The sequence below is a fragment of the Exiguobacterium sp. s70 genome, assembly GCF_018618315.1.
GTDB lineage: Bacteria > Bacillota > Bacilli > Exiguobacteriales > Exiguobacteriaceae > Exiguobacterium > Exiguobacterium chiriqhucha.
In genome coordinates this window covers 245800-271339 of the sequence record NZ_JACSLV010000003.1, presented here as the reverse complement: position 1 = coordinate 271339, position 25540 = coordinate 245800, and the positions used below count along the sequence as shown (strand labels likewise).

Below are 25540 nucleotides of genomic sequence, written 5' to 3'. Positions count from 1 at the left end.
TAGGGGTCTTTTTTTATTTTTAGAACCTTCCTGATCAATTGCAATGGTTCGTCATATTTAATTAATATAAGAAGACATGACTTGTTTAGTATTGCAATATTGCTCTTTTATTTTTAACTCACTTTCATCTCTATTGTAATTTGTATCAAGATTGAAATGAACTTTAAAATTACTTGGACTTTCCGGATGCATGTTTGTTGGAAGAATTAAAATATTGTGTGTGAGTAAAGGCACTACCGTGTCACTTTGGATAACATGTATGCCTTCATGATGTTTTAATAAAAAATAGTATGCTATTTGCTTATAGTTTAATTCTTTAACCTCATTATAATATTTTCCGTCAAAAATATACCTTACTCCGTCTTTTACCAAATAGAAATCAGGTTCTAGTCTTCTTCCACTTTCTTTTAATACATCAGGGAAAAATTTACCCTTTTGAAAAGGGTCTTCTCTAAGTAACTTTGTTTGAGAAAATGTAATGTATCCGTTTTCGTTTATCCCACTAAAATAATGATTCAAATATACGCCTATCATTTCTTCCCATATTAAATCGAAACGCCATGTTTTTAGTTTAAAAGTATGGCTTCCGATAGTTTCATTTCTAAAAAAATTGATTAAATTGTCGATTAATTTTTTTTGTTTATCCTTGAATATGAATTGTTTAATGTGATAAAGCTGAGAAATTATTTTCCCCTTATTGGACCAATTTATGTCCTTAGTGTCCAACCCCGTCCTTTTGAAGTCCATAATAAATCCAATCGCATCGGCAGTTGAATCGATTGTATAAGCCATGCATTTACTGATGAACACAAACTCTGTAATTTTATTTCTCACAGTAAGAGGCATGTATAGTAATTGACCATTACTAATAACTATTGGGGATTTGAGAATAGTGTTTTTCCAGTCGATTTTCCCAGAATATCCTTGTTTCTTAATTTCTTGTTCATTTACGTACAAACCATTTTGTAAATAATAAGTGTATATTTCGTAAAAATAATGAAGGGGATAGGCAGAGTTTAAGTCTTCTCTAGCGCCAAAAGTTTTTTCGGATTTTCTTACAATAGTTTTTTCAATTACTCTAAATAGCGTTTTTATTTCAGGATATAAATCATGTTTCAAGATTGGGTTAACCGGTTGGTATTCAACGATTTCTTTTAGGGAGAAATAATGTTTTGGGAAACTGATTAATATTTTATCGCCACAGAATATAAAGCCTACAAACCTAGAAAAATATCCTCTTTTTGTTTTATTTATGTCTCCAAACTCGAACTCATCTTGGAATAAAATATATGTTTCTTCTGTTAAGCATTCCCCGTCCTGTATAATAAACCATTCATTGTTTATCATAATTGTTACCCCGAATTAAACTTTTTCACGTTGTAATGACTGGATAAATTCATGTGAGAAGAAATTCTTATTGTTTGTAGCAAGCGTATATAATTTCCCAAAGCTTGAAATCTCATTTTTAAATATTCTATGTGTAGAATAAGAAACCATTTCTACATCATTCCATAAATATTGCAGTAATTTCCCTCTAATTTGTTGTAAGTTATAATCATTAATTTCTGAATTGTAATCCTCATTTTTCTTGAATTTTATAAAGAACTGCCCTAACTGCTTGTCTTCTGATAAACCAAGTCCTCCAGCTTCTTCTTTTTTGACAATAAAATCATTAATTTTTGGGAAAAGAGTAAGCCAGCTTAATTCTATGACTGATTCATCATCTTGTGTTAATTCAAAAGAGAAATCATTTGTATTTTCTACGACAGAGTCTGTAGATATATACTCGAATTCAAAGCGACGCTTAAAGGCGGTGTCCATAACAAATACATTTTGGTCACTAGTATTGACGGTGCCAAGTATATATAGATTTTCAGGAAGAAATATCTTTTCGTTTGAATTAGTTTCACCAAATACAATCGCGGCTATTAATGCATTATCAATTTTGTATTCGCTTATACCTTCAGAGTCTCGATCTAATAATTGAAATAAGTCTCCAAAAACAGCTGCTACATTTGCCCTACTCATTTCTTCGAGTATCAAAAAAACTGGTTCTCCATCAACTCTTTTTTCAAATGCTCTAGCAAGAGCTTTAGTAAATATCTGAGGAACAAATTCATATTCTATAGTTGATGAATCATCCTCTCTTTTAATGACAGGCATTACTTGACCAATAAAATCATTATATGAGTATTCAGGATGTAGGGTTACCCTAAATACATTTGCGTGTGATTCTTTGTCACTGTAATCCTGAATGCCATTTTCTTTTATAAAGTTTTGAATCCCGTAAGATTTTCCTGTTCCAGGCGCACCGTAATAAATTCGATTGATTCCGGGAGAACTATTACTATTTCTTGTTAGTAAATCAATCAAGTCACCTTCGCGTTCCAGTTGCTCGCCAATCTGTTCGGTAGCATTTGGTATTAGGGCGTTGAGTACTTTCTCATGTAACCAGGTCGCGTTTTGCAAATAGAAGAAGAGGAATTCTTTTCTGAAAGCACATACAAGTTCATTTTTAGTTTGAGATTGTGAAAATCCAGAAGTTAAAGCGTGAGAAATAGTCTTACTATCTATTTGCTTTGATCGCTGAGTTCCGGATGTTTCATTAGTTTCTTTTAATTGCCACGCACAGAAGATTGGACTAGAAAGATTATTTGTGTAATATATACCTAATAAAATTCCTGGAATTGATTCGCGCTCTGCAAGTTCAAAGGTTTCATTCCATTGAAGGGGACTTTGCTGAATTCGGAACTCATAAGGATACTTCTCCGCTCTTCCTCCGGGTGTCACTCCTTTTACACATATATAGAAACGTTTAAGCGAACTATCAGTAGCATTGTTATAATGCACAAGAAAAATATTATCGGTTACGCTTGTAATCTCTGCATCATTGTGAAGCCCACTTAATCCTTCTATTAGAATTTCTTTCAGCTGTTCAAGGTTTAACTGATAGTATTCTTTAGGGTGGCTTTCATATTTCATTTCGCCATTGTCATGCACCCAATAATAACTAGCCATTTTGATAACCTCCTTTAGATGTACAACACTTACAGAATATCAAAAAAACTACCAAATGGTAATTTGGTAGTTAACTTATTTTTTCTTTATGCTGTACAAAAAATTGTTTTTTTATACTAGAAGCAATTTGTTCTACTAAAAGAGGTGGAACAGCATTTCCGATTTGACGCCATTGGTCTTTGAAAGAGCCAGTAATTTCATAATCGTCAGGAAAACTTTGGATTCTCTTAATTTCAGAGATTCTTAAAAAACGATTCTTCCAATGGAATGGACCTTGGTTATTAGAGAAACTGGCTTGGATTGTCCAAGAAGGTTTTTTGGGCGATAGTTTGAGTAAGAAAGACCAGTAACGAGATCGCCATTCAAATTGTGGATTTGGATGACCTCGCTTTTCAGTAAAATAAAGGTAATTATCACCGGGAGGTATTTCTTTTAAGAGATGCTTATGTTTTGATCCAGCTTCCATATCCACATCCTCGGGTAAGTCGTAATCCAAATCTCCAATTATTTCTTCACATGTGACCCAAGGTTTTAATTCTTCAAACAAGTCTGCATTTATAAGCTTATCTGGATTACAATGTGTCTCATCTGGAAAAATAAAAGGTTTTCCAACATCTTTCCTAACTCCAACACATATAAAACGCTCTCGAGTCTGTGCAACCCCATAATTTGCAGAGTTAATCACTTTATAAGTGACATGATAATTGAATTGATCGGCTACATCGAGTAGAGCATCGAAAGCTGCGCGATGTGGTTTGAAGACGAACCCAGCAACGTTTTCAAAAAAGAAAACTTTTGGTTTGAGTTCTTCTAACGCACGAAAATATTCAAATAAAGTAAATGAATTCTCGTCTTCTAAAGCTCGTTTTTTCTCAGTTCTATAAAAACGTGATTTTGAATAAGCAGGACACGGGGGACCCCCTACTAGAAGGTCTACATCGTTTATTTTATGTCCGATGGAGAAAAGTTCGTCTGAGTAATTTATATTTCTAATGTCTGAACATTTAGCCAACTTAGCTGAATTGTTAAGTAGTAAAGTATCAACAGCAGGCTGCCAGTAATCAGTGGCAAATAAAACTTCATATCCTGCTTGCTTAAAACCTAAATCAATTCCGCCGCCTCCTGAAAAGATGCTGACTATCTTTGGTTTATTCATGGATTAAACTCTCCTTTACAAATTCAACCATAGCTTTAGCCATAAGTGGCGGGACTGCATTGCCGATTTGTTTCTGGATAGATCTTCTAGATCCATAGAATTTATAGCCTTTAGGGAAGGACTGAATAGCCGCGACTTCTGGTACTCTTAATCGACGATTGTCCCAATGAAATGGTCCTACCCAAGGTCCTGGTTGTGCTGTTATAGTCCAAGAGGGCTGATCGGGTGATAACTTTAAAAGAAAATTCCAAAATCGTTTATCAGCAACAAATTTAGGATTTGGGTACCCAGCCCAGGCAGTCAAAGCTTTGTAGTTCATTCCAGGTGGAACTTCTTTTAAATCTTCTGCATATGTCCCGCCCTCGACAACTTCGTAGGGTTCGAAATATTCTTCTCCCTCGTAACCGGCAATAACCTCTCCAACGTTTAGGTAAGGTGCTAACCCTGTAGCAGCGACTTCGCTTAAACTACTATGAGTTTTCCTCGGTTCGTCAGTTTTGAATTCACCTTTTGTTCCAATGATGAAGATTCGTTTTCTTTTTTGAGATACTCCATAATCTAGAGCGTTTGCTCTGATAATCTTGTGGGTGTATCCTGATTCTTCAATTATTTTGATGAAACTTTCAACAATTATTTTATGAGAGGGATGTAGTAAACTCTCCACATTCTCAAATACAAATCCATCGGGATGAATATCTGTGATTACTCGTAAAAATTCGTTGACTAGATTGGCTCGTGGGTCATTGATTCCGCGTCTAGTTTTATTGCCTACCCAATATCCTGCTTTCGAGAAAGGCTGGCAAGGGGCTCCGCCTATAACAATCACTTTCTTATCTTTAGCTTTTCTATCTATAATGCTTTGAAAAGTTTCGCTTGTGATTTCATGTAAATCTCCTAAAAGTAACTCGGTTTCTCCAAAAATATCCTCATTTAATTTAAGAGTTTCCATGCAATCTTTTTCGAAGTCAGTGCTGGAGATGACGGGAACATTAGCCAAAAAACTACCCAAATCAAGACCACCGGCTCCGGAAAAAAGGCTTACTGCGACGACGTTTGAATCATTATTCATAATTAAGTTACCCCTCTATGCATTCGATGATATCGCTAATATTACATTCAAGAACACAACAAATTTTTAATAATGTATCAGTAGTTACGTTCTCATTGTATTTAAGACTGTAAAACGTACTCGAACTTAATTTTGCTTTCTCTCGAAGTTCTTTATTCGTAACTTCCTTATCAATCATTAATTTCCACAGCGGCTTGTAACTTATTTTCAAATTCATCGGATTTTTCATCTCCAAAAGTATTAAATATAATAATATAATAACGTAAATAATCCAAAAAACAAATAATTTATCTAATAAACTGGTTTTTTGTCTTTATAAATTCTTTAAAGCGTTATAAAAGATAAACGTTAATATTTTGTTTAAATTGAATTTAATAATAGCCTGACCCAGTGATTGCGAACAAATGTTCTTTGTATCATCCTATCATTTAATAAAGCAAATAAAAACAGTAACACAAAATATATTTGATTTGGATATGTATTAAAAGCCAGAAGCTGTTCTCTATCTTTTAACACTCTGTCAACAATATCTGACTGTGCTATTACTTCTCATCTTAATATTTAAGATGAAAGCTGTATCTATAAGAAATTCTTGCGTTTAACAACTACCTCCAAAATATACTCTGAAAGATATATAACAACTTCTTAACAATTGGATATCCAATTCGAAGCGAAGACTAATTTTTTTGGTAATGTCATTTATAAAAAAATCGGGAATACAATCCATGTAGCCATTGTTGCGTCCAATTGACTGATGAAAGAAGGCGACGGTGATGAAACTCGATTCGAACGATCCGTTCTGGACACGACCACCCGAGGAGTTACTGCAAACCCTGAATTCAACGCCGCAAGGACTCACGTCCGACGAGGTCAAACGCCGTCAACAGACGATTGGGTTGAATGTGCTCGCACAAGAAAAGAGACTAACGAAGCTAACACTATTACTTGAACAATTTAAAAGTCCAATCATTCTCATCTTGATTGGGGCCACGCTCATTTCAGCGCTAACCGGGGATTACGTCGACGCGAGTATCATCTTGACCATCATCTTAGCGAGTGCGCTACTTAGTTTCTTTCAAGAGTTTCATGCCAATCGCGCTATCGAGGAACTACGGGAGAAAGTGAACGTTCACGTCGACGTCTGGCGGGACCATCAACTTCGTCAGGTATCCGCCTCGGACATCGTACCCAGGTGACGTCATTGCGATTTCGACCGGTAGCCTCATTCCCGCTGATGGAGTAGTGTTGACGAGTGAACATTGTTTCGTGAATCAATCGATTTTAACCGGAGAATCCATCCCGGTCCAAAAGCTAGCGGGTCTCGTCGAAGCCGATCAAGCGATGGAACACCGTTCAAACGTCGTCTATATGGGGACGAACGTGCAAATCGGCAACGCCAATGTCTTGATCGTCCGGACCGGTCGTGAGACAGAATATGGTCAAATCGCGCGTGAGCTGACACTTCGTCCTCCAGAAACGGAATTCGAGCAAGGGATTCGTCACTTCGGCTATTTATTGACGTATATCATGTTCATGTTGACGTTGCTCGTCTTTGCGATTAACGTCTGGTTCGAACGGGACGTCATCGACTCCCTCTTGTTTGCCGTCGCCTTGGCGGTCGGCATCACCCCGCAATTGCTCAGCGCGATCATGAGCATCACCTTGTCCCAAGGGTCTCGCCAAATGGCGGAAGAAGGGGTCATCGTCCGCAAACTGACCGCCATCGAAAACTTTGGGAGTATGGACATCTTATGTACGGATAAGACGGGGACGTTGACGGAAGGACAGACACGGCTCGACGATGCGGTCGATGTCGATGGGGTTCCGTCCGACTTCGTCTTTCGGTCCGCTTATTTGAACGCGTCGTTACAAGTCGGCATGAAGAATGAACTCGATGATTTGATTTGTCGTGCCCGCACGATTGATGCCTCGCCCGTTCGTCGCGTCGGTGAAATCCCGTTCGATTTCACGCGGGAACGGTTGAGTGTCGTCGTGCGGGAAGAGGCCCACGTCCGTCTCATCACGAAAGGGGCGTATCATCATGTGATTGACGTGTGTGATCGCGTCCGCCATCAGGATGAGGTCCGTCCGCTCTCACTGTTCGAACGGTCGGCACTTGATGTGCACTTTGAGAATTGGAGCACGCGTGGGGTCCGGGTGCTCGGGATGGCCGAGAAAGAGACGGTCGAACGGGACGCCTATCAAGTTGAGGACGAGTCGGACATGGTGTTCATCGGGTTCTTGCTCATCTTCGATCATCCAAAAAACGACGTCGCTGAGACGATTAGCGAGCTCGCCCGTCACGGTGTCGGCTTGCGTGTCATCACGGGCGATAACGCTTCAATCGCGCTCCATACCGCAGAGGCGGTCGGCCTATCCGTCACAGGAATCATGACGGGCAGTGAGTTGAACCGAACGTCCGATGAGGCGCTCTGGCAAAAGGTCGAGCAGACGACGCTGTTCGCTGAAGTCGACCCGAACCAAAAAGAGCGCATCATTTTGGCGTTCAAGAAGAATGGCCACGTCGTCGGCTATATGGGCGACGGGATCAATGATGTGCCGGCACTGCATGCGGCAGATGTTAGCGTCTCGGTCGAAAATGCGGTAGATGTCGCGAAGGAAGCCGCCGATTTCGTCCTCGTCCGGAAAAGTTTACACGTGTTACTGCGCGGTATCGTGTTAGGACGGATGACGTTCCTGAACACGCTCAAATACATTAAAGTGACGACGAGCGCAAACTTCGGGAACATGTTCAGCATGGCCGGTGCCTCGTTGTTCCTGCCGTTCTTACCACTCTTGCCGAAGCAGATTCTCATGATTAATTTTCTGAGCGATTTTCCCGCGCTCGCCATCTCGCAGGACGCGGTCGATGAAGACGATTTGCGGACGCCCCAACGGTGGGATTTGAAAGAGGTCCGTCGTTTTATGATTACGTTCGGTCTCGTCAGTTCGTTATTCGATTACACGGTCTTTGCCGTGCTGTTGTTCTTGTTCCGGGCAAATGAAGCGGTCTTTCAGAGCGGCTGGTTCGTATTCTCGATTTTGACCGAGCTGCTCATTTTAATGATTATGCGGACGCGTCGCGTGCTTTACCGCAGCCGGCCGGCACCGATTTTATTGTACGCGTCGATTCTCGTCGGAGCCCTTGCGATCGGTGTGCCTTATTTACCGATTGCACCGTTGCTTGGGTTGATGCCACTGCCGCTCCCGTTATTGGCGACGCTGCTTGGACTACTCGGTGGCTATGTCCTCTTGAATGAAGCGGTGAAGCGCTGGTTTTATAAAAAGGCATGAGAAAAGGCAGAGGTCGCCCTCTGCCTTTCAATCATTCCGCCATCAACGCACACACCGCGTTCGAATAGGCGACCGGATCTTCAATCGGTAACCCTTCGATGAGGAGCGCTTGCTGATAGAGCAAATCGGTATACTGTTTCGCTTTTGCCTCGTCTTCCTTATAGACGCGTTGTAACGTCCGGAAGATAGCGTGGTCGGCGTTCACTTCAAGCACTTTTTCGGCTTTCATGCCGCCGCCATTCGGCATCGTGTTCAAAATCTTCTCCATCTCGATTGAGACGTCGCCGGCGACCGTCAAGCAGACCGGATGTAATTTGAGACGTGTCGATGCGCGCACTTCTTTGACACGGTCGCCCAGTTCTTGTTTCATGAAGGCGAACAAGTCCTTGTTGTCCTTATTGAGCGAATGGGCCGCCTCGTCATCAAGCCCGAGGTCACCGCTCGCGATCGACTTAAACTCTTTGTCGTCATACGACTGGAGCATCTTGATGGCGAACTCGTCGATTTCTTCAGTGAAGTAGAGAATCTCGAACCCTTCTTCTTTCAAGCGTTCTGCCTGTGGCAACAGGTCGATGCGGTGAATCGATTCACCCGTCGCATAATAGATGTACTTCTGGTCGTTTTTCATGCGCTCGACGTATTCTTTGAGCGTGACGAGCTTCTTCTCGTTCGAAGAGTGGAACAAGAGCAAGTCTTTCAACTCGTCCTTGGCGGCACCGAACTGATCGTAGACGCCGAACTTGAGCTGACGGCCGAACGACTCGAAGAATTTCTCGTAGTCTTCGCGCTCGTTTTGGAGCATCTTCTCGAGCATGCCTTTGATTTTCGACTTCACGTTTTTGGCGATGACGCGAAGTTGGCGGTCCTGTTGCAGCATCTCCCGGGAAATGTTGAGCGACAGGTCTTCCGAGTCGACCATCCCTTTGACGAAACCGAAATAGTCCGGGAGCAGGTCAGGCGACTTCTCCATGATCAAGACACCGTTCGAGTACAGCTCGAGCCCTTTCTCGAACTCTTTCGTGTAATAGTCGAACGGGACCGTCGATGGGATGTAGAGAATCGACTGATACCGGATGGAGCCGTCGACGTTCAAGTGAAGGTGTTGGAGCGGCTCGTCGAAGCCGTAGCGCTTCTCGTGATAGAACGCCTTGTAGTCCTCCTCCGAGAGTTCGCTCTTCCGTTTGCGCCAAATCGGCACCATGCTGTTGACCGTCTCTTCTTCAATATAGTCCTCGTACTCTTCTGAATCGTCTTTTTGACGGTGCTTCGTCACGTCGAGCTTAATCGGGTAGCGGATGAAGTCCGAATGCTTCTTGATGAGCGAACGGATCTCGTACTCTTGGAGGAATGATGAGTATGTCTCGTCGTCCGTGTCAGCTTTCACGTGCAACGTGATCTCAGTCCCGATGTCGGTCTTATCCGTCGGCTCGATCGTGTAACCGTCTGTGCCTTCCGACTCCCACAAGTAGCCTTGTTCACTGTCGACCGAGCGGGTGCGGACTGTCACACGGTCTGCCACCATGAACGCCGAGTAGAAGCCGACACCGAATTGGCCGATGAGGCTGTGGTCTTCTTCCATCTTCGTCGCCTGCTTCATCGCGAGCGAGCCGCTCTTGGCGATAATCCCGAGGTTCGATTCGAGTTCGTCGGCCGTCATCCCGATTCCGGTGTCTCGGATGGTGATTGTGCGGGCGTCTTTGTCGAGCTCGACTTTAATGAAGTAGTCGTCCTTGTTGAAGTCGATTGCCTCATCTGACAAGGCCCGGTAATACATCTTGTCGATGGCGTCACTCGCGTTCGAGATGAGCTCACGGAGGAAGATGTCCTTATGCGTATAGATTGAGTGGACCATCAACTCTAAAATTCGTTTCGATTCGGCTTGAAACTGTTTCTTTGTCATGATCGTTCTCCTTTTTATTTGTTCGATTTTGGCACTCTGATGATAAGAGTGCTAACACTATTGATTATCCTAATTTTTAGGAAGATGTCAACCCGATTCAAACAAAACGTTGACGCGGGGCTCAGATTCACCTATAGTTGAGTACATGCGATGAGCTGGTCTATGTAAGACGGCGGACATTCCTTCGGGAGCACGTTGTGGAGCGTGGTTCGACGCGGTAGACTTTTCGAGAGCACCTCTAGTGAGAGGTGCTCATTTTTTTGTATATGGGGGATTATGATGCAACTACATACCATCCATCACGTGGCGATTATCGCTTCAAATTATGACGAGGCGAAACGGTTCTACATCGATATCCTCGGTTTCGACGTCATCCGCGAGCATCAGCGTCCGGACAAAGGCGATCACAAGATCGACCTGCGGCTCGGTGCGTACGAGCTCGAGCTGTTCATCAAACCGGACAGTCCGAAACGGCCGAGCTTCCCGGAGGCGTGTGGACTCCGTCATCTCGCCTTTAAAGTCGACGACATCGAGGCGGTCGTCGCTGAACTGAATACGCACGGTGTCACGACGGAACCAATTCGGTTTGACACGTTCACGGGCGAGAAGATGACGTTCTTCTTCGACCCGGACGGTCTGCCGCTCGAACTGCACGAATAAAGCCCCTTCACGCGAAGGGGCTTTCGTTATGGGCGCACGTAAGACAAGAGCATCTCTCGCAACACCCGCTGTTGGATGAGGGGCTCGATGTCGTCCTCTAAATAACTGATGTGAGACTTCAAAATGATGTTGTTGCCGAACGTACCGAACGCGTTGATGATGGTGACGACGGTTGCTTTCACGTCGAGATTGCTCCGGAGCGAACCGTCCGTCTTCCCGTCCGCGATGAGCGGTTCGAGCGTCTCCATGATTTCGCGCTGCAATTCGATATAGTCGTCAATCCCGGGAAGGGGACTTGCGACGGACGAGGCATAACTCTCGAACGCCTCACGGAAACGAGAATGACTCGTCCTCTTCACTTGTTGGTCGAGTAAATAGTCGAGAATCGCTTCGAGTCGCGGGTAGGCATTTCCAGGCCGGCTCGTCAGTTGTTTGAACGCGTCGAGCGTCGGTGCCAAATTGCGCACGGCCGCGGCAACGATCAATTGGTCTTTTTTCGGAAAGTACCGGAACAACGTCGCGACCCCGAGCTCGGACGCGTCAGCGATATCCTGCATTTGCACCCGTTCAAATCCGTCTTGTAAAAAGAGCACCTCGGCTTGCTTGATGATGCGATTCATTCGTTCTTCTTTATTTTGTTGTCGTTTACTCATGAAATCACCTCTTTGTATCTCGTTATTATACCGTGTCGAAGCAGTTTCGTTGAGAATCGAATGTGCATCGACTACTATAATGATAGTTAGACTATCATATTTAAAGAAATGGAGTTGGGATTATGCGGTTAACGGGGAAAGTAGCGGTCATTACGGGGGCAGGCAGTGGTATGGGAGAAGAGACGGCCAAGTTGTTCGCACGAGAAGGGGCGACCGTCGTCGCGACAGACATCAATTTTGAAGCGGTGACGCGCGTCGTGGAAACGATCCGTTCAAACGGAGGAGAAGCGATCGCGCTTCAACACGACGTCACGTCACGCAACGATTGGGAAAACATTTATAACGAAGTCCAGTCCGTGTGCGGCAAGCTCGATGTGCTCGTCAACAATGCGGGCATCGCGCTCGCAAAACCGTTCTTGGATCAGATGGAGGAAGACTGGGCGCGCACGTATCGAATCAATATCGATGGCGTCATGCTCGGAACGCAATATGCGATTCCACTCATGGAGCAAAACGGCGGCGGGTCGATCGTCAACATCTCGTCCATCTCAGCGCTCACAGGTATGGCCGGTGCCGGTGCCTATACGGCCTCGAAAGGAGCCGTCCGGTCGCTCACGAAAGCGGCAGCCGTCGATTACGGCAAGCACAACATTCGCGTCAACTCGGTCCATCCGGGCTATATCGTGACACCGATGAGTGCGCCGCATATGGAGCACCCGGACTATAAACAACATTTCTTGAATCAAATCGCTTTGCCGAATCTCGGTCGGGCTGAAGAAGTGGCGACGGCCGTCCTCTTCCTCGCGTCGGATGAAGCAAATCACATCACGGGAATCGAACTTCCGGTCGATGGGGGCGTCACAGCAAAATAAGCTATACCACTCGTTCAGGTCGGAGGAATTTTCCTCTGACCTTTTTTAAATTATTTTTCGAAAAAACCATATTAGAGATAGACAAATTGAGAGTTTCCTAAAATAATGAAATTAAGTGATTTTTTGTAGTTAATTGTTGGAACCTTCAAGCCATTATCACGTATACATGAATTGACGGATCCGTCGGTTGAAGCTTTGGACATATAGAAATGAGGAGAACAGATGAAAGCAACATGGAAACAAGTTTTATCATTCGTCACGGTGCTCATGCTCGCATTGGCATTGATTCCACCACAAGCGAGTGCGGACGCTGGAGCGGGGATGCAAGAGGCGAAGACGCTCAGCCCCGGAGTAGAAGTCACGTTCGAAACCGGGACAGACGCCACGAATACATACTGGTTCAAAATGGAACGGGGGACTCCATCGGCGATGACGCATATGGAAGTTCAGTTCGATTCGACGAAGCTCGCGAATATCTCGATCTATCCGAGTGCCGATTTGGCAGCGAAAGACGAGACGTTCGAACAGTATCGTTCGAGCGCGTCACAAGAAGACGGACAGCAATCGGCGACGATTCGTTTCCCATATGCATGGGAAGGTCCGTACTACATCAAAGTGGAGTATCTCCCGCTGATGGAAGAAGAAACGGTGTCGCCTTCCGACATCAAGCTCGTCTACAACCCGGTCAAATTGCCGGTCAAGTATGAAAACATCGAGACGGAGGCAGGCATGTGTGCCGTCGAATCGATTTTAAATCCGGCACCAGAGCGCGACTCGATGTTGAAACTCATCCGTCGCATCCAGACGGAAGTGTTGGCACAATCGGAGTCAGGCAACGATTTGGCCGCCTTGTACTATCGGACGTCGCCATACCTCATCAAAGCGATGGTGAAAGACGGCGCGAAACGCCAGCAAGCGTACAATGATTTGAAGGCGTTACAGCCACTCATGAACGCGCTCGTTGATCGGAAATCATACACGCTCACGCAAGCGGATGAAGCGGCCATCGAACGGTTACAGACGCTCGTGACGTCAAGTGTGCCGACAGCATTGCAAGCAGAAGTCGACAAGGTAGCAGCTAAGCTTGGGACGGGTACGCTTGCCGGAACACCGCTCCAAGATGTAATGGGTAAATTCGGGGTATCGATTGAAGTCGATGATGCGCCGCGTTATATCGTCAAATACAAATCGTCACCGAGCAAGTCGCTCGGTAAGATGAACGCGTTATCGAACGTCTCGGCAGAGAAAGTCGATCTTGGTCGCCCAGGTGACCACTTCGCGGTCGTCGACGTTGAAGCGGCGAGCACGAAAACGCAAGCGACAGCCAAGTCGACGCTCGAGCGTGACGCGAACGTCGAGTTCATCGAGCCGGTCCAGACGTATCAAGCGTTCATGGCCGACACGAGTTACGACTATCAATGGTCACTCAATTCAAAATCGGTATTGGCGCCGTTCCAAGATGCTGGCATCGGCATTGACGCTTACGAGGCACTCAACTTGCCGGCACGATCGGTCAAAGTGGCCGTGCTCGATACGGGTGTCGATTATCGCCTCCTTGACTTCAAAGGACGCGTCGATATTGCCAACGAGAAGAACTTTGTCGACCCGAACGGGGAAGGCAGTGCCATCGATGACCACGGCCACGGGACACATGTCGCCGGCGTCATCGGTGCGATTCAAAACAACGGGACATCGATGCGCGGCATGATGCCGGCCGTTTCGATTCTCCCGGTCAAAGTGCTCGATGCGAGCGGTTCTGGAGACACAGAACAAATCGCGCTCGGCATCAAGTATGCGGTCGATGCGGGTGCCAAAGTCATCAACATGAGCCTCGGCGGCAGCGAAAGTCGGACAATCGGCTACATGTTGAAGTACGCATATGACCGTGGTGTCGTCGTCGTGGCGGCAACCGGGAACGACGGCGATTCAAGCCTGTCATACCCAGCTTCATCGAAATACACGATCTCGGTCGGTGCGACGAACACGTTCGGCATCGTCTCGGATTACTCGAACCACGGATACGGCGTCGACGTCGTGGCACCGGGAACGAAAGTCGCGAGCCTCGTGCCAAACGGTAACGTCGTCTATATGGACGGAACGAGCATGGCGACACCGCACGTCTCGGCCGTCGTTGGTTTGTTGTTATCGACGCGTCCGACACTCAAAGTGGAAGAAGTACGTCAATTGCTCCATCGCACAGCGGAACCAGTCGCCTTCTCAGGCGGCGATGCGACCGAAGGGATGAGCTATGAAGACGGACTTGACTATTTCATGGAAGATTCGGAAGAAGAGCTTCCGTTCAACTATGATTACATCAGTGGCTACGGCAAAGTGAACGTGCATTATGCGGCTTCGATGCTACGTCTCTACGCCAAGCCAGGGATCGTCCGTGACAATTCGACCGTATTTGCCGCTAGCGTGCAAAGCGGGACGACAGTGACGGTCTATAACGGCGAGAAACGTCTTGCGACAGGAACGTCGAAACAGGCTCGTGTCGCATTGAACATCGGAGCGCAAAAAGCAGGCACGACACTCCGTGTCGTCTATAGCAACGGCAAGCTCGTTTCGAGCGAACGTCTCCTTGTCACAACAGGAGCTCGTCCGAAACAGCCGGTCGTCACGACACCGCGTGCGAACGCGAAACAAGTGACCGGTCGCGCCGACGCTGGAATGACGGTCATCGTGCGTGATGCGAAGCGCCGCGTCATCGGGAAAGGGACGACTGGACTCACAGGATCGTTCGTCACGAAGACACGCACGCTCAAAAAAGGAGAGCGTCTCTCGGTTCATATCGAAGATGCGAAAGGCCGCGCCAGCCAGATGAAGCAAGTCATCGTCAAATAAGTGCGCAATCAACAAGGAGTTCGCCGCGGCGAACTCCTTATTTTGTCTTCTATTCGAGGATGCCGAGGAGCTCCATGACGAGTAGGACGAACAGTCCGGAGCCGAGGACGGCCGCGAAGAAGACGAGCACGGCGTACTCTTTTTGTTTCAAGATGGCCCACCATCCGGTCACGAATGCTCCGAGCCCGAGGACGGAGAACGTGGTCATATAGCTGAGCCGAAGCATGTTCGCGGCGTTGTCGCTCCAAAGCGTCGAATGAAAGGTCGTATCGAAGTTATCGAGCAGGAGGAACGGCACGTACATGGCCAGGAACAAGCCGATGAGGATAATCGACCACTTGCCGACCGAGGTGCGAGGAAACAAGGCGCCATTCATGACGATTCACCTCTTTTCGTTGCGAGATCATCTGTATAGAACTATTCCCGTTTTGGCGAAAAGTTGACGGATTTCGTGGAAACGACATGATATAGTCGAAATGAGAGAATGGGGGGACGAGGGTGGAACAGTTCAAACTGAGACGGATTTGGGAAGACGTGTTGGAAATGGAAGTCGAATTGACGCTGAAAGGGAAATGGTGCGCGGTCACGATGGACGAATATGTCACAGGTGCCGACATCGAATCACTCGTCTCCACGTTACGGGCGTTCAATGCACGAAACGGGAAGTCACCTGAGACTTGGGCGCTCGATGTCCCGCTCGTTCACGTCTCGTTAAGGTTCGAACTGGCGAATGCGCGAGGGACCGTTCGGGTCAATATTGAGATGGAACAAATGAAAGGCGATGGTGGAGACATGAAGGCGACGTTCTCGTTCGAGACGACGATGGGGCAGATGGATGAGTTGCAGCGACAACTGTCGGCATTCTTGGCGTGCGAAACCGATTGGGTCGAATCGCTTCGCCCAGAATAAGTGGCCAAGTCAAAACGAGAAAGCGGGTGTAGAAAGTGAAAACTCAATTTGAGATGGAACGGATTTGGATGGATGAGACCGAGCTGTTTTACCAGATTAGGCTTCAGCTCCATGCATCCGTCTGTTCGAGCAATCAAGATGTATATATGCAGGACGAGACACTGCAAGAACTGATTGACTCGATTGCTGGATTCAACAACACCTGGGGCAAGGAACCCGTGATTTGGCAGTTGTTGGACCCGGATGCGGATGACCATAAAATCAGCCTCACGTTCACGCTGATTGATCGGACAGGCACGATTCAAGTCGACGTCTTCATCCATGACGAGTGGCAACACGATCCGTTCGACCACTTCCATGCGACCTTCAAGTTCAAGACGACGATGGGGCAACTCGATGACTTATGCGCCCAACTCAAACGCTTTATCCGACGAGAGACCGACCATGTCGCATCGCTCTATGAACGATAACAAGCCCAGACAAAAGCGTCTGGGCTTGTTTTAATACCATTCTTTCGGTTCGTAATTCAATTCGCGGAACAACTGCTCACGCTCTTTTTTCGACAGGTCGCGCCATTGTCCGGGCGGGAGCTTGCCGAGCGTGATGTTCATGACACGTACGCGCTGAAGACGGTACACTTCGTAACCGAGCGCTTCACACATGCGTCGGATTTGGCGGTTGAGCCCTTGTGTCAGCGTGATGTTGAAATCGAACTTCGACAGTTGGTGGACTTTACACGGCAACGTCTTCTGACCGAGAATTTTGACGCCGGCTTCCATCTGTTCGACGAACTCCGGGGTAATTGGCTTATCGACCGAGACGATGTATTCTTTCTCGTGCTCCCCCTCAGCGCGAAGGATCTCGTTGACGATATCACCGTCGTTCGTCATCAAGATGAGCCCTTCCGAGTCTTTATCGAGACGGCCGATATTGAAGATGCGTAGCGGGTGGTTGACGAGGTCGACCAAGTTGCCTTTGACCTTCTTCTCGGTCGTGCTCGTGATGCCGACCGGTTTATGGACGGCGATATAGACGTTGTTTCGTGCGACACGGGCGGCTGAACCGTTGACGAGTACTTCATCTCCTGGATTCACTTGGTCGCCGATTTTCGCTTTCTTGCCGTTGATGGTGACCCGTCCTTCTTCGACGAGACGGTCGGCTTGGCGGCGTGACGCCTTACCGGATTCACTGATGAATTTGTTGATACGCATAGATCCACGTCCTTTTTTTGGCTTCGTCCTCTCACTATAACGTATTTTACATGTGCCTGAAAGCGGGAAACGACCGAGTAGAGAGGATGTGGCACGATGGATCAGGCACGTGTGCTATTGCAAGACGCGATTCGATTTCAACAAGCGCTCATGGCGTCGTCGTTTCAGGCGGAACTGATCGACGGGGCGTCCCCGGTCCTATGGTATGTGAGACCGACGCAGCAACAATGGCTCACCGTCGGGACGAACCCGTCGCGCGGCGAGTTTTACGAACGGGATGGTACCGTTCGAAGCGGAGTATCGCAAAAATTCTATTGGCGTGACGAATCACTCGATACCTACTTACAAGATGAAAGTGCCCTCGAAGCGACGCTCGACTACGCCGCGACTTACTTCGAGGCCGGACAGGCGACGACGAGCTGGTTCGGCAAACCGGGCGGGGCGAAACTCGAGGCCCTGCTCGAAGGTATGGGTCGCTCGTTCTACGACGGGTCCGCGCTCCATGTCGACTTTTTCAAATATGCGACGTGGCGTCAGATGGGCCAATTGCGGACGGGACGACAGTGGATGGAGCACCCAACATCGCTCGATTTGCTCGAACGGACGATTCGTTATGTGACCCCGTCCCGTTTGGTCGTCCTGGGGCGGGATAACTGTGCGGCATTTAATGGGTTCACGCACAGTGAACGGCTGGACGCGTATCCGAGCGCCCGGTTCGAACTCGGCTATCACATGACGCTCGGTATCCCGATGATTGGGTTACATTTCAAACCATCCGAGGTGTTCGTCGGTCTCGGGAACGGTCGAGACGCTTTCGGGCTCCACCACGGTTCGTACGTGAAACGCGAGCATCTAATCAGAATCGGGACGGCCATCGAGACGAGCGCTCGTCGTTATTTCGGCTGAACGTCCTGGGGCGGATAGACGCGTGTGATGCTGCCCCAAAAGTTGAACTCGTTGAAATCGATATAGCGGATGTCGCGGGAGCGGTTATCGAGCACCTCGAGCAAGATGACGTCGGGAAAGCCCGGCTTGTGGAAGATGATGTACCCGATTCCGGTCACGGAGTGATTTTTATAAAATCCGTTCGCCATATTCAAGATGAAGGGGCGGTCGGCCGCGAGTTCGCGCTCGAATGTCGACCATTTCCATAAATAACGTGAGCTGCTATGCCCTTTGTAGCCGTAATGGGCCCATAGTTTCGTGACGATCGTACTGATTCGAGTCGGCGGTGTGCCTTTCTCGTCTTTGAACTGATGGGCGAGCGCAATCTCACGCGCGTCTCGTTGAATCTCGATTACGTCCTCTGGGATGCGCTCATAGCCAAGATCATGGTAATAGCGAAAAATGGCCGTCATCGAGGTGAGCGTACAATTGTTCTTGCCCCCGCTGAACGCTTTTTGAAGCAACACTGGAACCCTGCTGATGCGCTTCTCGCTTTTGACCGTCCAATGGCCGTGATAGCGGTCGTTCACGTAGGCCTTAGGGTCGATGATTCCAGCGTAGCCTTTCTTCGCTACTTCGAGCTGTCCGGCATAATGTTCGTCCATGACGCACCTCCCTTTTTCTTTATTATACAAACAACGCCCGTCCTCTGGAATGAGAGAACGGGCGTGTCGTCGTCAAAAGATGAGATGGGCGATCCCGACGATAATCGGTAACGTGATGATCGTCCGCAACAAGAAGATGAGAACGAGATCGAAGAACGAGATTGGCAATTTTGAGCCGAGCAACAATCCACCGACCTCAGACATGAAGATGAGCTGGGTGACGGAGACACAGGCGATGACGAATCGCGTCAACTCACTTTCGATGCCGCTGCCGAGCACGGCCGGCAAGAACATATCGGCGAACCCGACGACCATCGTTTGGGCCGCTGCCTCTGCTTCTGGCACTTGCAACAGCATGAGAATCGGTTCGAACGGTTTGCCGAGAATCGTGAACAATGACGTGTGCTCGGCGATGACGAGCGCAATCGTTCCGACGGCCATGACGACCGGCAAAATGCCGAGCCACATGTCGAGCACGTTTTGGAACCCGTCTTTGAACGTGGCGCCGGCGCCTTTACTCGATTTTGATTTGAGCAACGCTTGACGTAGTGCCCAGACGCGCATTGGGACATTCGCCGGCACCGGTTCTTCCGGTTTCAATTCCGTCTTTTCATATGCCGTGTCGGGCTTACGGGACAACGGATAGATGCGCGGCATGATGAGCGCGGCGACGATACCAGACAAGATAATAGTTCCGTAATAATGCGGGAAGTAGGCGTCGAGTTTCATGTACGACAAGATGACGATCGTGAACGTGATCGAGACGACAGAGAACGTCGTGGCGATAATCGAGGCTTCCCGTTTCGTGTAGTAGCCTTCTTCATATTGTCTTGTCGTTAATAAAATTCCGATCGTGGCGTCCCCGACCCAAGACGCGAGCGCGTCAAGCGAGGCCCGACCCGGTAGACGGAACAGCGGGCGCATCACTTTGATGAGCATCGTACCGACGAACTCGAGCAATCCGAAGTTCAACAGGAGCGGCAATAACATCCCGGCGAACAAGAACGTCGCGAATAAAATCGGAATCAATTGATAAAGCAACAGGCCGCCCGTGAACTCGGACGTGATCGCCTCGGGCCCGATGACGAGTAACGTCATAAAGCCGGCGATGAAGCCGATGACGCGCATCACAAACCAAAACGGTGTGACGTTGAACAACGTGTTCAAATGAGGGCGCTCTAAGATGAACGCCGGTTTGACCGCATACGCGATGAGTGAGCCGACGACCGAGATGCCCATCATGATGACGGCAATCGTCGGTACGATGCCGCCGATCAAATCAATCAGCCAGTTCGATAAAAAGGCGACGGGAATGGTGAACCCGTCACCAGACGGGATTGGGACGATGAAGAATAGAATCCCGATTAACGATGGAATGATGAATTTCATGTAATCTGCTGACGTGAATGTGGGTCCGTCATGACCGGACCGGTTTGGTGTGTGATTCATTCAATTTACCCCTTTTCCCCGAAAGTGTAGTGTGCGCTTCACTGGCACGTCCCCATCGTGCGTTACGTGAATTGCTATGAAGGAATAGCTTCTTCTCGTTCATTATAGAGAAGTGAACATCCAGCAGGCAACAACCCGTTGTAATTTTCTGAAAAAAGAAAGCGTTCTCAAGAGCGAACTATTCGTATTCTCCGGCTCACTTTAGTATGATGACGGCGAGTCTTACAAAATCGAGATATTCACCATATATACTTTAGGAACGGAGCGATACAGATGAGATTAAGTGTATTGGATCAAGCGCCGGTGACATCCGGACATACGTCAGAACATGCGTTACAAAGTGCGGTCGAACTGGCCCAATTGGCAGAAGAGCTCGGCTATTACCGGATGTGGATGGCCGAACATCACGGCGGCATGTCGTTCGCTAGCTCGGCACCGGAAGTCGTCGCGGCTTATATTGCGGCCAAGACAGAACGAATTCGTCTTGGGTCAGGTGGCATCATGATGATGCACTATTCACCGCTCAAAATGGCCGAAGTATTCAAGACGCTCAGTGCGCTCGCACCGGGCCGCATCGACTTTGGAGTCGGGCGGGCACCGGGTGGAGACGCCAACGCCATTTACGCGATGTCGCAAGGGCAAAAACCGATGATGGACGGCCTGTATGAAAAACTCGGGACGACACTCCAACTCATCAACGATGAGGCGCCGGAAGAACGATGGTATAAGAATACGCCGGCAGCGCCGACGGGTGTGAAGCTCCCTGAGGCATGGCTCCTCGGGTCGAGCGGGAACAGCGCCATCCAAGCAGGACGGATGGGGCTCGGCTATTCCTTCGCTCAATTCTTCAATGGGGAGCTGAGTGTCGCGGCGCTTGACGCGTATCGTCAGCACTTCACCCCGTCCGCTTTCATGGAGAAGCCGGACATCAGCGTCACGTATCTCGTCACGACGGCCGAGACGGAAGAAGAGGCCGAGTATTTGGCACGTCCATCCGATCTATCGCGCCTGTTCTTGATGAAAGGCCAGCTCCGCCAATTGATGAGTCCGGAGGCAGCACACGACTATCCGCTCACCGAAATCGACAAGATTCAAATCGCCAACAACCGAAAAATCCATCTCGTCGGGACACCGAAGCAGATTGCGACGCAACTGCAGGAAGAATCAGCCCATTATGGATTTGATGAGGCGATGATTTGCAGCATCCAGCATACACAAGAGAGCCGCTTGAACGTCTATCGGTTGCTCGCCAAAGAACTTCTATGACGAAAACGCACCTATTCCTAACGGAAAGGTGCGTTTGTCAGTTAGAGGAACAGTTGCATGAGCACGAACAAAGCGACAAGCCCGCCGAGCGAGACGGTAAAGAAGACGGCGACCGAACGTTCGTGATTGCGTAAGATTGTATACACCCCCACGACGAACGCACCGAGTGCGGCGGCGATGGCCAACATCGATACGATAGCCGCCCACGTGTTGTCGAATAACGTGTCGAAGTTGAACGGTTGAGCGGATTGGACGATGAGAGCAGACACGAGTAAGAGCACGAACACCGCAAGCAACAAGAGGACCGACCATTTTCCAGGCCGTGTCTGTGGATAGACGTTTCGACTGAGCATGATGGTTCACCTCACTTTTGCGACTTTTACTTATCTATACCCGATTATTGACCGCTCGTTAAAAACGTCTTCCCCTTTTTTTAAACTGTTTCGTGAACAAGACCGGCTAAAACCACTAAACTAGAAGAAACGGAGATTGCCTGGAGGTACAGTATGCAGCAGATGAAGATCGATCCGCACTATTTGTTTGACGTATTCGTTCAATTATACCGGATGGTGTTTTTGATGGAAGTGACACCTGAGGGATATCGGTACGCACGCGTCAGTGAACAGGGGAAACTGGCGTCCTCGCTCCCGGACGATGTGAGTGGCTTGTATTTACATGATATGTATGCGGTCGATGTCGCCAACGAGTTAATCGTGCATTATGACGAAGTCGTCGCGACGCACGCACCGGTCTATTTCATGTCACAAATGAATATCGAAACCAATACCGCCCGTTTTGCTTCCTCCGTTCTCATGCCGCTCGAAGATGAGGCGGGTAACGTGCGCTATGTATTAGGGCTGACGACCGATTTGTCGGAAGAGGCAGAAATGAAGCTATTGAGTAGCATCGAGAACATCGATTATTTGACCGGGATGCCAAACTTGATGAAAGTGAAGCTCGAGCTCGAGAAGCTGTTCACGAAACAAGAAGGAGCGGAAGCGACGAGTGTTATGCGCTTGCACATCAATCGCTTTAAAATCATCTTATCCCTGCAAGGTGTGGAACAGTCCCATCGCCTGATTAAAGAGATGACGCGGCACTTATCGGACCTGTTGCCGAAAGGATCGATTATCGGACGCGTAGACGGTGAAGATTTTATCGCTGTGCTGCCCTACACCTCAATCGAGACGGCGACGATACATGGGGAACGATTGCTTGCGGCCATTGCAGCGTACACGTACCAAGTGGCCGAGACCGAGTTCGCTTTATCCGGTTGTCTCGGAATCAGCGCGGGGAGCGAGGACGCCGACCGGGTCATCATGAATGCGTCAACGGCGCTCCTCGAAGCGAGACAAGCGGGCAAGCAAATCATCAAAGTGTACGAAAAGGACGATTACGTCCAACATTATATCGATGAGATGACGATTGAGATGGAACTCATCAAGGGACTGAAAGCAGATGAACTGAGCGTCGTCTATCAACCGAAAGTTGGCTGTCAGGACGGGATGGTTCATTTTGAGGCGCTCGTGCGGTGGCATAGTGCGGCGCTCGGTAACGTCTCACCGGAAACGTTTATTAAGATTGCCGAAACGTCGCTCTTGATTGAAGACATTACCGGGTTCGTTTTCGACCGTGTCTGTCGTGACATGATCGAGCAACCGGACCTGTTTGCAGGGCGACGTGTCGCGGTCAATGTATCCCCGGTGTTGTTTCGGCAAGACTATATCAAACAGTTATTACAGGTGCTCGCGACATACGGGTTGAGACCAGAACAGTTCGAGTTTGAGATCACGGAACATACGCTTATGCAAGAACCGCTCCTTGGCATTCAGACGGTCGACTATTTGAAAACGAAAGGCTTTCGCGTGTTGATTGATGACTTCGGCGTCAGCTACTCTTCCCTCAATTACTTGAAGATGTTTGAGATTGACGGCATTAAAATCGACCGCTCATTCATCAGTCAATTAGATAAAGACAACGGCCTGAAAGAATATGAAATCGTCAAATTGATTGTCTCACTCGCTAAAAAATTGAATTTAGAGGTCACGGCCGAGGGGGTCGAGACGGAAGCGCAGTACCGGGTGATGGAACAGCTCGGTTGTGATGAGATTCAGGGGTATTTCTTCAGTCGTCCACTCCCGCTAAATGATCTCCAACAGGCGCTCGATGCGCTCGTCTATCAACATGCGGCGCTGCGGCAACTCGAGTTGGCCACGACTTCTCCGTCGACGGTACTTGATGAGCAAGAAGCCGAGCGTTTGAAGACGATTCTGCGCCTTGAGATTTTAAACACTCCGCGAGAGGAGCGCTATGATCGGATTACGCGACTTGTCGCGCGCACGCTGAACATGCCGGTCGCGCTCATCTCGATTTTGACGACAGACCAACAATGGTTCAAGTCCTGCGCGGGTCCCTTGCTTGAGAGCCCACACGTGGATCGGGAATGGACACTGTGTGATCGGGTCGTGACTGGCCAATCGTCGGTTGTCATCGAGGATGTGCAGACGTCTGAGGCCGGGACAAACAATCCGTTGCTTGAAAACCTCGGTTTTTATGCCGGTGTTCCGCTCACGACGCGAAGCGGACATGTCATCGGCACGCTTTGTGTGACGGACGAACGAGCTCGCACGTTTGACGAGGCAGCGTTGCAGTCGCTTGAAGATTTCGCGCGTTGGGTCATGGCTGAAATCGAATTGACGGAACAGACACGGGCCCAGGCCCAACGTCAACAGACGCTCGAGTCGCTGTATGAGGTGACGGCACTTCATGAACCGTTCGGCAATAAACTAAAACGGATTCAGACGGTGCTCCGCGGCTGGATCGGCTATTCCCATGCCGTCGTCTTCTCGACGGAGTCGAAACATCGCGTCTTATCCGAGGACGGGGAAGGCAAGCTCGACTGGACGAGTGATGCCCTGCAACAACTTCATGCTTTGACGACAATCGGGCACCAAAAATTAGGTCGTGCCGAACTTGTGATCGATGGAATCGAGTTTAGCTCGATGATCAGTCTGCCGTTGTCCAATGATGGCAAGACGTTCGGTTGGGTCGTGTTCTTGGCCGAACAGGGCAGCTTGAACGACGTCGTCGACGCAGCGACGATCAACGAGATGACGGATACGATATTGCTCGTGACCCGGTGGATGGAGAACGAGATTCGGCGCGAACGTAAGCATCAGGAAGTCATCGAACTTATCACCCAAGACAGTTTGACGAAACTGGCGAACCGGCACTCGTTCATGACCGATATGAGACAAAAGATGAATCGGAAGCAGTCGGTCGTGCTGTTGTTCATCGATTTGGATGATTTTAAACAAGTAAACGATTCCTACGGTCATCTGATTGGGGACGAAGTGCTCATCGAGACGGCACGACGGATTCGCTCGTTCAGTCAAACGTATGACGGGAAGGCATATCGCTTCGCAGGCGACGAGTTTTTAATCGTTATCGATGCGGAACGAGAAATAGTTGGAGCAGACCGATTTGAGGAGTTGAATCTTCTCATTTCCCAGGAAATGAACGTCGGAGATGGCTTGTCCTTGAGGTTGTCGGCCAGCATCGGCGTCGCTTGTTCGGAAGACCACGCTTCGCTTGATGCGATGATTCATCACTCGGATGCGGCGATGTACGTCGCTAAAAATTGCGGTGGGGATGGGTATTATGTGTACGACTCCCATCAAGAAAATTGA

22 protein-coding genes are annotated in these 25540 nt (G+C 48.3%); 10 read left to right on the top strand and 12 right to left on the bottom strand.

Going from position 1 to position 25540, the window contains the following annotated elements:
* Positions 1-57 precede the first annotated feature (57 nt).
* The 5 genes from KNP84_RS09795 to KNP84_RS09775 all read right to left on the bottom strand — a co-directional run bounded on the left by KNP84_RS09795 (position 58) and on the right by KNP84_RS09775 (position 5421).
* Positions 58-1347 (bottom strand): hypothetical protein, encoded by a 1290-nt coding sequence (locus KNP84_RS09795; protein ID WP_215114695.1) that lies wholly within the window; start codon positions 1345-1347, stop codon positions 58-60.
* A 15-nt stretch (positions 1348-1362) separates the two neighbouring features.
* On the bottom strand, positions 1363-3018 hold the full coding sequence (locus KNP84_RS09790) for an AAA family ATPase (RefSeq protein WP_215114694.1): 1656 nt from the start codon (positions 3016-3018) through the stop codon (positions 1363-1365).
* Positions 3019-3088: 70 nt separating this feature from the next.
* Positions 3089-4174 carry a DNA cytosine methyltransferase gene (locus KNP84_RS09785; protein WP_215114693.1) on the bottom strand — a complete coding sequence of 362 codons (1086 nt, stop codon included), beginning with the start codon at positions 4172-4174 and terminating at the stop codon, positions 3089-3091.
* A complete protein-coding gene (locus tag KNP84_RS09780; RefSeq protein ID WP_215114692.1) occupies positions 4167-5243 on the bottom strand; it encodes a DNA cytosine methyltransferase in 1077 nt (358 codons plus the stop codon). The genes KNP84_RS09785 and KNP84_RS09780 overlap by 8 nt, the downstream gene beginning before the upstream one ends.
* 7 nt (positions 5244-5250) lie before the next feature.
* Positions 5251-5421, bottom strand: coding sequence for a helix-turn-helix domain-containing protein (locus KNP84_RS09775; RefSeq protein WP_483299379.1), 171 nt, complete (start codon positions 5419-5421; stop codon positions 5251-5253).
* Between the two features lie 595 nt (positions 5422-6016).
* Here KNP84_RS09775 and KNP84_RS09770 point away from each other — a divergent pair.
* Positions 6017-6439 carry a cation-transporting P-type ATPase gene (locus KNP84_RS09770; RefSeq protein ID WP_215114690.1) on the top strand — a complete coding sequence of 141 codons (423 nt, stop codon included), beginning with the start codon at positions 6017-6019 and terminating at the stop codon, positions 6437-6439.
* Positions 6440-6485: 46 nt separating this feature from the next.
* On the top strand, positions 6486-8537 hold the full coding sequence (mgtA, locus tag KNP84_RS09765) for a magnesium-translocating P-type ATPase (RefSeq protein WP_353049106.1): 2052 nt from the start codon (positions 6486-6488) through the stop codon (positions 8535-8537).
* 31 nt (positions 8538-8568) lie between these two features.
* Here mgtA and htpG read toward each other — a convergent pair whose 3' ends face one another.
* Positions 8569-10437, bottom strand: coding sequence for a molecular chaperone HtpG (gene htpG, locus KNP84_RS09760; RefSeq protein ID WP_215114689.1), 1869 nt, complete (start codon positions 10435-10437; stop codon positions 8569-8571).
* Between the two features lie 279 nt (positions 10438-10716).
* Here htpG and gloA2 point away from each other — a divergent pair, with 279 nt between their 5' ends.
* A complete protein-coding gene (gloA2, locus tag KNP84_RS09755) occupies positions 10717-11097 on the top strand; it encodes an SMU1112c/YaeR family gloxylase I-like metalloprotein (protein ID WP_021067921.1) in 381 nt (126 codons plus the stop codon).
* A 26-nt stretch (positions 11098-11123) separates the two neighbouring features.
* On the opposite strand, the gene KNP84_RS09750 is transcribed toward gloA2, so the two are convergent.
* Positions 11124-11750 (bottom strand): TetR/AcrR family transcriptional regulator, encoded by a 627-nt coding sequence (locus KNP84_RS09750; protein ID WP_215114688.1) that lies wholly within the window; start codon positions 11748-11750, stop codon positions 11124-11126.
* Positions 11751-11872: 122 nt separating this feature from the next.
* On the opposite strand from KNP84_RS09750, the gene KNP84_RS09745 reads away from it, so the two are divergent.
* Both KNP84_RS09745 and KNP84_RS09740 read left to right on the top strand, forming a co-directional pair.
* A complete protein-coding gene (locus KNP84_RS09745; RefSeq protein ID WP_215114687.1) occupies positions 11873-12622 on the top strand; it encodes an SDR family NAD(P)-dependent oxidoreductase in 750 nt (249 codons plus the stop codon).
* A 222-nt stretch (positions 12623-12844) separates the two neighbouring features.
* Positions 12845-15466 (top strand): S8 family peptidase, encoded by a 2622-nt coding sequence (locus KNP84_RS09740; protein ID WP_215114686.1) that lies wholly within the window; start codon positions 12845-12847, stop codon positions 15464-15466.
* A 49-nt stretch (positions 15467-15515) separates the two neighbouring features.
* Here KNP84_RS09740 and KNP84_RS09735 read toward each other — a convergent pair whose 3' ends face one another.
* Positions 15516-15842, bottom strand: coding sequence for a hypothetical protein (locus KNP84_RS09735; protein ID WP_021067925.1), 327 nt, complete (start codon positions 15840-15842; stop codon positions 15516-15518).
* Between the two features lie 122 nt (positions 15843-15964).
* Here KNP84_RS09735 and KNP84_RS09730 point away from each other — a divergent pair, with 122 nt between their 5' ends.
* Positions 15965-16375 (top strand): hypothetical protein, encoded by a 411-nt coding sequence (locus KNP84_RS09730; RefSeq protein WP_214836562.1) that lies wholly within the window; start codon positions 15965-15967, stop codon positions 16373-16375.
* 53 nt (positions 16376-16428) lie between these two features.
* The gene (locus tag KNP84_RS09725; protein WP_251131204.1) at positions 16429-16845 is read left to right on the top strand and encodes a hypothetical protein; all 417 of its coding nucleotides are present in this window, start codon (positions 16429-16431) and stop codon (positions 16843-16845) included.
* 30 nt (positions 16846-16875) lie between these two features.
* Here the strand turns inward: KNP84_RS09725 and rluF are convergent, their stop codons facing one another.
* A complete protein-coding gene (gene rluF, locus KNP84_RS09720) occupies positions 16876-17586 on the bottom strand; it encodes a 23S rRNA pseudouridine(2604) synthase RluF (RefSeq protein ID WP_021067926.1) in 711 nt (236 codons plus the stop codon).
* Between the two features lie 96 nt (positions 17587-17682).
* On the opposite strand from rluF, the gene KNP84_RS09715 reads away from it, so the two are divergent.
* Positions 17683-18492, top strand: coding sequence for a hypothetical protein (locus KNP84_RS09715; RefSeq protein WP_215114685.1), 810 nt, complete (start codon positions 17683-17685; stop codon positions 18490-18492).
* Here KNP84_RS09715 and KNP84_RS09710 read toward each other — a convergent pair.
* Positions 18480-19136, bottom strand: coding sequence for a C39 family peptidase (locus KNP84_RS09710; protein WP_214836568.1), 657 nt, complete (start codon positions 19134-19136; stop codon positions 18480-18482). The two genes, KNP84_RS09715 and KNP84_RS09710, sit on opposite strands and share 13 nt — an antisense overlap.
* 72 nt (positions 19137-19208) lie before the next feature.
* The gene (locus KNP84_RS09705; protein WP_214836571.1) at positions 19209-20585 is read right to left on the bottom strand and encodes a YjiH family protein; all 1377 of its coding nucleotides are present in this window, start codon (positions 20583-20585) and stop codon (positions 19209-19211) included.
* A gap of 273 nt (positions 20586-20858) precedes the next feature.
* Here KNP84_RS09705 and KNP84_RS09700 point away from each other — a divergent pair, with 273 nt between their 5' ends.
* Positions 20859-21851 (top strand): LLM class flavin-dependent oxidoreductase, encoded by a 993-nt coding sequence (locus KNP84_RS09700; RefSeq protein WP_029596391.1) that lies wholly within the window; start codon positions 20859-20861, stop codon positions 21849-21851.
* 41 nt (positions 21852-21892) lie between these two features.
* Here KNP84_RS09700 and KNP84_RS09695 read toward each other — a convergent pair whose 3' ends face one another.
* Positions 21893-22204 carry a hypothetical protein gene (locus tag KNP84_RS09695; protein WP_021067931.1) on the bottom strand — a complete coding sequence of 104 codons (312 nt, stop codon included), beginning with the start codon at positions 22202-22204 and terminating at the stop codon, positions 21893-21895.
* Positions 22205-22357: 153 nt separating this feature from the next.
* Here KNP84_RS09695 and KNP84_RS09690 point away from each other — a divergent pair, with 153 nt between their 5' ends.
* Positions 22358-25540, top strand: a complete 3183-nt coding sequence (locus tag KNP84_RS09690; RefSeq protein ID WP_215114684.1) for an EAL domain-containing protein — start codon at positions 22358-22360, stop codon at positions 25538-25540.

Coding starts and splice junctions, on each gene's coding strand:
- KNP84_RS09795 (WP_215114695.1), bottom strand. CDS start 1,347: ATGATAAACAATGAATGGTTTATTATACAGGACGGGGAATGCTTAACA.
- KNP84_RS09790 (WP_215114694.1), bottom strand. CDS start 3,018: ATGGCTAGTTATTATTGGGTGCATGACAATGGCGAAATGAAATATGAA.
- KNP84_RS09785 (WP_215114693.1), bottom strand. CDS start 4,174: ATGAATAAACCAAAGATAGTCAGCATCTTTTCAGGAGGCGGCGGAATT.
- KNP84_RS09780 (WP_215114692.1), bottom strand. CDS start 5,243: ATGAATAATGATTCAAACGTCGTCGCAGTAAGCCTTTTTTCCGGAGCC.
- KNP84_RS09775 (WP_483299379.1), bottom strand. CDS start 5,421: ATGATTGATAAGGAAGTTACGAATAAAGAACTTCGAGAGAAAGCAAAA.
- KNP84_RS09770 (WP_215114690.1), top strand. CDS start 6,017: ATGAAACTCGATTCGAACGATCCGTTCTGGACACGACCACCCGAGGAG.
- htpG (WP_215114689.1), bottom strand. CDS start 10,437: ATGACAAAGAAACAGTTTCAAGCCGAATCGAAACGAATTTTAGAGTTG.
- gloA2 (WP_021067921.1), top strand. CDS start 10,717: ATGCAACTACATACCATCCATCACGTGGCGATTATCGCTTCAAATTAT.
- KNP84_RS09750 (WP_215114688.1), bottom strand. CDS start 11,750: ATGAGTAAACGACAACAAAATAAAGAAGAACGAATGAATCGCATCATC.
- KNP84_RS09745 (WP_215114687.1), top strand. CDS start 11,873: ATGCGGTTAACGGGGAAAGTAGCGGTCATTACGGGGGCAGGCAGTGGT.
- KNP84_RS09740 (WP_215114686.1), top strand. CDS start 12,845: ATGAAAGCAACATGGAAACAAGTTTTATCATTCGTCACGGTGCTCATG.
- KNP84_RS09735 (WP_021067925.1), bottom strand. CDS start 15,842: ATGAATGGCGCCTTGTTTCCTCGCACCTCGGTCGGCAAGTGGTCGATT.
- KNP84_RS09725 (WP_251131204.1), top strand. CDS start 16,429: ATGGAACGGATTTGGATGGATGAGACCGAGCTGTTTTACCAGATTAGG.
- rluF (WP_021067926.1), bottom strand. CDS start 17,586: ATGCGTATCAACAAATTCATCAGTGAATCCGGTAAGGCGTCACGCCGC.
- KNP84_RS09715 (WP_215114685.1), top strand. CDS start 17,683: ATGGATCAGGCACGTGTGCTATTGCAAGACGCGATTCGATTTCAACAA.
- KNP84_RS09710 (WP_214836568.1), bottom strand. CDS start 19,136: ATGGACGAACATTATGCCGGACAGCTCGAAGTAGCGAAGAAAGGCTAC.
- KNP84_RS09705 (WP_214836571.1), bottom strand. CDS start 20,585: ATGAATCACACACCAAACCGGTCCGGTCATGACGGACCCACATTCACG.
- KNP84_RS09700 (WP_029596391.1), top strand. CDS start 20,859: ATGAGATTAAGTGTATTGGATCAAGCGCCGGTGACATCCGGACATACG.
- KNP84_RS09695 (WP_021067931.1), bottom strand. CDS start 22,204: ATGCTCAGTCGAAACGTCTATCCACAGACACGGCCTGGAAAATGGTCG.
- KNP84_RS09690 (WP_215114684.1), top strand. CDS start 22,358: ATGCAGCAGATGAAGATCGATCCGCACTATTTGTTTGACGTATTCGTT.